The following is a 6,103-nucleotide window of genomic DNA, read 5'->3' on the forward strand; positions in this document are numbered from 1 at the left end:
TCCTGAGCCAGGATCAAACTCTCCATAATAGTTTGGACAATTGCTTGTCCGTATATCTGAAAGCTTAATTGCTCATTTGCGTTGCTAGCGAGATTTTGCAATCTCTTTTTTTGAACGATTTCTCGTTCGTGCTTACTCACTCGTTGTTCAGTTTTCAAAGATCAATTTCTTTCGTTCGCTACCGTGTTACCGAAGCAGCGAGAAGTAATATACCATATTGAATCTTCATTTGCAAGCTTTATTTTATTTCATCCATTCGTGAAGATAATCAACACGTTCAGACTCTATGGTTTGTGCTTGTTCATGCTTGCCATGTTCGGAGCAAGACACATAATATAACACAAACCATTTCGTAAAGCAAACGCAAATCCGAACTATTTGAGTCGTATACTTTTGAGCAAAATTTCTAGCGGTTCCCTCTCTTCAGTCTCCCCTCGATGATCATGCTCCACAAGCTTATCCAAACGCGCAATCTGATGACCATAGTCATACATGGCTGCTGCCACAATCGAAAGCCGAAGCATACCGTTCGGTTGTTCACTGTATCGTGCAATGAGATCGACCATAAACTGTTCGTTCTCCGCCTCGATTTCCAAACTATCCGAGCTCGTTTCCTTCAGTTTATCATCGTACTTCAATAGAACATGCTCGTGGTACTTAATCAATTTCTCCATATGATCATCAAAACATACATCCGTTTCCGCACTTCGGAAAGCCTGAAAGTAATGCTCATCTACAGCTTCCAATACCTCAAGTCCTTTGGACATCACAAGCAGCTTCTGCTTGTATACGACGAGTTCGCGGATCCGCTTGGAGCCGCTGACCTTCATCTTTTTAATTTCTTCTTCCATAAGTCTATATTTCTCAGACAGTGACTTTAAGCTATTGCGGAGGCTTTCCTTCTCTTCACGAAACACCGTCTCCTTGATCTCGTTCGAAATCACCGTGCGAAGAAGCAGTGACATTTTGCCGAAAATAGAACCGATCTGTGCTGCGAATTGCTCTTTAGGCTTTGGCGGAAAAAAAAGTACATTCACGAGAAAAGCACAGCCAATCCCAATCAAGCTGAGTAATAGCCGGTTGACGGCAAATCGCCACTCACCTGATGCCTCCATCACCGCCACAACGGTTACTAATGTAAGACCAATCGTCTCTTCCATGCGCAAACGTAGACTTAGAATGATAACAATGATACATACAATGCCAATGGCAATCACATTTTGCGAAAAAAACATCCCCGCCAGTAGAGCGAAAGCTGCACCAATAATATTGGTCTGCAGCTGATCTAAGAAATATCGCCAGGAGCGATAAATCGAGGGCTGCATGGCAAAAATCGCCGCAACAGCCGCAATGACCGGTGGCGTGAATTCGAGCCAAGCACTTATATATAAAGCTAATGCAACAGCGATGCCTGTTTTCCACACGCGCGCCCCAAATACCATGACCTTCACCTCATCCAAAAATATCCTACATCTATCTTACACAGGTCATGTGTTTGATGCAAAATCAAGCTTACTCGCTAAAACGCAAACCACCCCCGGCAAGATGCCGAGGGCGGTTTGTAGCTAAGCTATGTGCTGTGCTTTCTGTTCTTTGTACTAGTTGTACTTGCGGCACTAGTCGTACCTGCTGCCTTGGCCGCAGCTGCTGCAGCTTTAATACCTTTACTCTTGTAGGGTTTCGCGGTACTTTTCGCCTTATTAGCAGCTGCTTGCCACCGGTTCCAGCCCTTGCTGTCCGTTCCCCTACCTGTTCCACCTTTACCCTTAGCCATATCTTCACTCCATATTTGTTGCTTCTATTTATTCGTTAATAAACCCGACCATGTCGATTCTAACCACTCATCGAAATCCGCGCCTTTGTCACCTTCATACGTATCATAAACATCACTTCTCATTTTCTGCAGCTTTTCCTTGAAAGCCTCATACGTATGACCTTCTGGTAAGCTTTTTTTGATTCGAAGTAATATTTTACCTACACCTTTAATCAGGTCACTTTTTTTGCGAGGAGGTAGTTGTACATCCTCACCTAATATTTTCAACTTGCGGTAAGCTAATTCCTGAATCGCATACACGCTATCATTTTTCATAAGTCGCGTAAGGATGGTAATGGATTGAAGATCATCATTTTCACCTAATGCTTCAACTGCCGCAAGACGTTCCCTCCAATTGGATGTGCGGTTTGCTGCCTTTTTCAATTCTTCTAAACTTGTCGTTTGCTCATTCTGTATTTCCATATTCAACTGATTCAAGCTCCTTCTGTGTGCTGTATGTGTTAGATGTTACACCTTTTTCAGCCATAGTGCCAACTTTTTGAAGTGTTTAGTTTTTGGAAGTACCCTTTATTCATGATTTTTGACTTTATATCACAACCATATATAGGAATCTCATTTTGGGTTTGAATTCAATAACCTCAATTTGAGGTGAATGAGATATCCGATTTCCTAAGGTTCTTTGGTGAGCGGTTGCGAATGAGCACGTTGGAAGCAAGCAGACGTGTTAAAAAAGACTAACAGACACAAAAAGCAACGAGCAATTCGCACTTTTAGCGAACGACTCGTTGCTTTTCTTTTCCCCTTTTCACCCGATATTATGACATAACCTAGCTCACTACAACCCCCCTACAGTACTTGCACACTGGCGCATCAATGGCGATTTCCTCGTTGCAGTAGGAGCAGGGCTTGTGTGTTTTCACTTCAGCAGTTGCTGTGGATTTACTTCTTCTAATACTCATGACAACCAGCACACCGACGACCACGACAATCACAGCTAAAATCCAATAAATCATACGAAACACCTCCCAGTTGATAACCAACTTTTGATGATTTCCGTATATGTATATTCACTCTATGGGCTCTTATGATTTTGTTTCATTGGTATTTTTGTCGAAAATTATGGCCACATCTGTTGTTGGTATGACATTTCCCAGAACAATGTTTCGTAGCGAGTCGTATTCAAAAAAATAGTTTCTAATCGTGCTAATTCGCTTTCTGATTTCCCTAAGGCTAATCGGTCCATTAATGTAATGCACCATTCAGCATGTTTACCGAACTCGTCTGAGCTGTAGCCTCTCACCCATTCACCATAGTCCGGATGATCCACTGCACCTGGGAACTCCTTCAGCATGCGGCCGATCTCCCAGTAACTCCACATACAAGGAAGCAAGGCTGCCGTTAACTCCGCTAATCCACCATTCTGTGCCACATGCAGCATGTAGTGCGAGTAAGCGAGCGTTATTGGTGAAGGTTCTGCCTGCTCTAGTTCTTCCTCGGTGATCCCAAAGTGAGCTGCATAAGATCGATGAATCCCCATTTCCACATGCAAAATATTGCTAAGCGACGCTGAGAATTCATTCATCGTTTGGAGGTCCGGAGCTTTGATGACACCTAATGCGAACAATTTGGCATAATCAACTAAATATAAATAGTCTTGAATCATATAAAACCTGAATTTACTGCGATCTAAGGTTCCCAGACCTAACTCTTGGACAAAGGGATGTTGTTGGGTTTGGCGCCACTCGTGCTCATATTTCTGAATTAATTGTTGTGTAAAGGACATAATTGGTCTCCTTTGGCATGGGATTCTATGAAAAATAGATGAGTGAACTACCATTAGTAGATTTGGTGAACTCTATTATTTTACCAGATATTAACTTTATTACTAGTTATGAATAAGTAGTAAAAAACAATGATCTCCCACGTGAGGAGGATCATTGTTTTCTATTTTGTACGCTATGTAATTTGAGTGAAGTTAGCTATACCAAGTCACAAGCATCGGCAGGCATCCAATGCGCATCTTTACCGTCCCATTTCACATTACAGCCAATAGGATTAGTCAACGGTAACGTAAGCTCTTGGCCTGAGGTAAGCTCCTCTAGTGCGTTTTCTAAATTGTTTACTGTAATTTTGGCAGCATCCTTCGGATTATCAACGCCGCGTCCTGTGTAGACTAACTTGCGTTTTTCATCAAAAACATAAAAATGCGGTGTACGTAATGCTCCGTAGGTTAATGCCGTTTCTTGTGTTTCGTCTCTCAGGTAGATCCATGGATATTGATGCTCCTCCATATGCGTGACCATATGTTCAAAGGAATCTTCTGGCTTGGTGTTCACGCTGTTGGCGTTGATACCAACGAACTGTACACCCTTATCTTTAAACCGATTGGCTGTTTCTCGTGTCACTTCATTAGAACCGATGACATAAGGACAATGGTTGCAAGTGAAAAAAATGACGAGCGTCTTAGCATCGCTGAAATCATTCAACGTGTATGTTTGTCCATCCGTAGCTGGTAATGAAAAATCCGGCGCTTCATCACCCAGCGATAAAGTAAAGTTAATAGCCATGTTCCATGCCCCTCTCATCCCTGAACAGTTATAGTTGGTTCTCCCCAGTGCTTTGGAAAAACTCAATGATTTCACCGTTTAATCCTTTGACAAAAGCGATGCGTACGGGTGTTGGCGGGTTTACGCCTAAGATCACGTCTTTCGGTGCAACCGTTACGACAGCCCCAGCTGCAACTGCTGCTTCGACAGCCCCATCTACATTATTACTGCGGAAAGCAACATGAAAGAAATAGCCTTCTGGTTGCGGTTCACCTGAACCCCCAGCGAAAACCTCCATGTAATTCCCGTCACCAGAGTCTAGCAGGACAGCTCGCTTGTTGCCTTCACCCCAGTTGTTCTTTTCTACAAAGCCTAAGCCTTCTGTATAAAACTTGACTGTCGCGTCAAAATCATTTGCTCTAAGTGCAACGTGATGGAAGCCTCCGCCGCCTATTTTCGTATTAGTTCCCACTTACCTTAGCCCTCCTTAGATGATTTTGTGCATAACATTTCTCTACTAGTATACGCCATCATTTCGGGTTAGAAAATGAGTTACATGGAGGTAACTAAGTTACCTGGGTTAATAGAAAAATATACGCAGCTTAGATCAAAACAAAAAACCACAGTCCCTCATCACTTGATGAAGAACTGTGGTTGATATCGGGACGACACGATTTGAACATGCGACCCCCTGCTCCCAAAGCAGGTGCTCTACCAAGCTGAGCTACGTCCCGAAGATTAAAAAAGCGTAAGGGTACTTGTTAGACCCTTACGCTAGTAAGCGGAAGACGGGGATCGAACCCGCGACCCTCGCCTTGGCAAGGCGATGCTCTACCGCTGAGCCACTTCCGCATAGGGATCCCCAAGCTGCTTGGGGCAACCTGGGGATGTTAGATGCGCGTAGAGGGACTTGAACCCCCACGGTMGCCCGCTAGATCCTAAGTCTAGTGCGTCTGCCAATTCCGCCATACGCGCATGCTGTTAAATAAGGCAAATGGTGAGTCATGTAGGATTCGAACCTACGACACCCTGATTAAAAGTCAGGTGCTCTACCAACTGAGCTAATGACTCAGGTGAAAAATGGCTGGGGATCAAGGATTTGAACCTTGGCATGACGGAGTCAAAGTCCGTTGCCTTACCGCTTGGCTAATCCCCATTGATGTTATATTGGCAGGGGCAGCAGGAATTGAACCCACACCAAAGGTTTTGGAGACCTTTGTTCTACCCTTAAACTATGCCCCTAAATAAGGTATATGGAGGCTGATGGATTCGAACCACCGAACTCGAAGAGAGCAGATTTACAGTCTGCCGTGTTTAGCCACTTCACTAAGCCTCCATAAAGGCAATACAAAACTACTTAGGCAAAAAAAATACCCACTAGGGGTAACTGCTTGGCAACGTTCTACTCTCCCAGAACCCTGCGGTTCAAGTACCATCGACGCTGGAGGGCTTAACGGTCGTGTTCGAGATGGGAACGCGTGGGTCCCCTCCGCCATCATCACCAAACAGTCAAAGCGTTTGTTTGCGCCTTGAAAACTAGATACGAAACTTCACGTAAAGWAATATTCTTAGGAATTTTGGTTAAGCCCTCGACCGATTAGTATTCGTCAGCTGCATACGTTGCCGCACTTCCACCTCGAACCTATCAACCTCGTCGTCTACAAGGGGTCTTACATACTGGGAAATCTCATCTTGAGGGGGGCTTCGCGCTTAGATGCTTTCAGCGCTTATCCCCTCCGTACATAGCTACCCAGCGATGCCTCTGGCGAGACAACTGGTACAC

General features: G+C 44.2%; 7 protein-coding genes, 7 tRNA genes and 2 rRNA genes. All 16 read right to left on the minus strand.

Annotated elements, in window-relative coordinates; all coding sequences use genetic code 11:
* Positions 1 to 374 precede the first annotated feature (374 nt).
* The gene (locus AC1DVJ_RS29445) at positions 375 to 1,442 is read right to left on the minus strand and encodes an FUSC family protein (RefSeq protein WP_477596216.1); all 1,068 of its coding nucleotides are present in this window, start codon (positions 1,440 to 1,442) and stop codon (positions 375 to 377) included.
* 128 nt (positions 1,443 to 1,570) lie between these two features.
* Positions 1,571 to 1,774, minus strand: coding sequence for a DUF3934 family protein (locus AC1DVJ_RS29450; protein WP_477596218.1), 204 nt, complete (start codon positions 1,772 to 1,774; stop codon positions 1,571 to 1,573).
* 24 nt (positions 1,775 to 1,798) lie between these two features.
* A complete protein-coding gene (locus AC1DVJ_RS29455) occupies positions 1,799 to 2,236 on the minus strand; it encodes a HEAT repeat domain-containing protein (protein ID WP_477596226.1) in 438 nt (145 codons plus the stop codon).
* A 365-nt stretch (positions 2,237 to 2,601) separates the two neighbouring features.
* Positions 2,602 to 2,787 (minus strand): hypothetical protein, encoded by a 186-nt coding sequence (locus AC1DVJ_RS29460; protein ID WP_477596220.1) that lies wholly within the window; start codon positions 2,785 to 2,787, stop codon positions 2,602 to 2,604.
* A gap of 104 nt (positions 2,788 to 2,891) precedes the next feature.
* Positions 2,892 to 3,557: a thiaminase II gene (gene tenA, locus AC1DVJ_RS29465; RefSeq protein ID WP_477596222.1), complete on the minus strand. Its 666-nt coding sequence runs from the start codon at positions 3,555 to 3,557 to the stop codon at positions 2,892 to 2,894.
* A gap of 196 nt (positions 3,558 to 3,753) precedes the next feature.
* On the minus strand, positions 3,754 to 4,335 hold the full coding sequence (locus AC1DVJ_RS29470) for a thioredoxin family protein (RefSeq protein WP_477596228.1): 582 nt from the start codon (positions 4,333 to 4,335) through the stop codon (positions 3,754 to 3,756).
* Positions 4,336 to 4,369: 34 nt separating this feature from the next.
* Positions 4,370 to 4,792 (minus strand): VOC family protein, encoded by a 423-nt coding sequence (locus AC1DVJ_RS29475; RefSeq protein WP_477596224.1) that lies wholly within the window; start codon positions 4,790 to 4,792, stop codon positions 4,370 to 4,372.
* A 188-nt stretch (positions 4,793 to 4,980) separates the two neighbouring features.
* Positions 4,981 to 5,054 (minus strand) — tRNA-Pro (locus AC1DVJ_RS29480).
* Positions 5,055 to 5,100: 46 nt separating this feature from the next.
* Positions 5,101 to 5,172: transfer RNA gene (locus AC1DVJ_RS29485), tRNA-Gly, on the minus strand.
* Positions 5,173 to 5,215: 43 nt separating this feature from the next.
* A tRNA-Leu gene (locus AC1DVJ_RS29490) sits at positions 5,216 to 5,295 on the minus strand.
* A gap of 20 nt (positions 5,296 to 5,315) precedes the next feature.
* Positions 5,316 to 5,391: transfer RNA gene (locus AC1DVJ_RS29495), tRNA-Lys, on the minus strand.
* A 10-nt stretch (positions 5,392 to 5,401) separates the two neighbouring features.
* Positions 5,402 to 5,476 (minus strand) — tRNA-Gln (locus tag AC1DVJ_RS29500).
* A gap of 12 nt (positions 5,477 to 5,488) precedes the next feature.
* Positions 5,489 to 5,562: transfer RNA gene (locus AC1DVJ_RS29505), tRNA-Trp, on the minus strand.
* Between the two features lie 12 nt (positions 5,563 to 5,574).
* Positions 5,575 to 5,656: transfer RNA gene (locus AC1DVJ_RS29510), tRNA-Tyr, on the minus strand.
* A 53-nt stretch (positions 5,657 to 5,709) separates the two neighbouring features.
* Positions 5,710 to 5,826: ribosomal RNA gene (gene rrf, locus AC1DVJ_RS29515) — 5S ribosomal RNA — on the minus strand.
* A 71-nt stretch (positions 5,827 to 5,897) separates the two neighbouring features.
* Positions 5,898 to 6,103, minus strand: a 23S ribosomal RNA gene (locus AC1DVJ_RS29520); the annotation flags it as partial.

This window comes from Paenibacillus sp. P4_A9 (genome assembly GCF_056402415.1).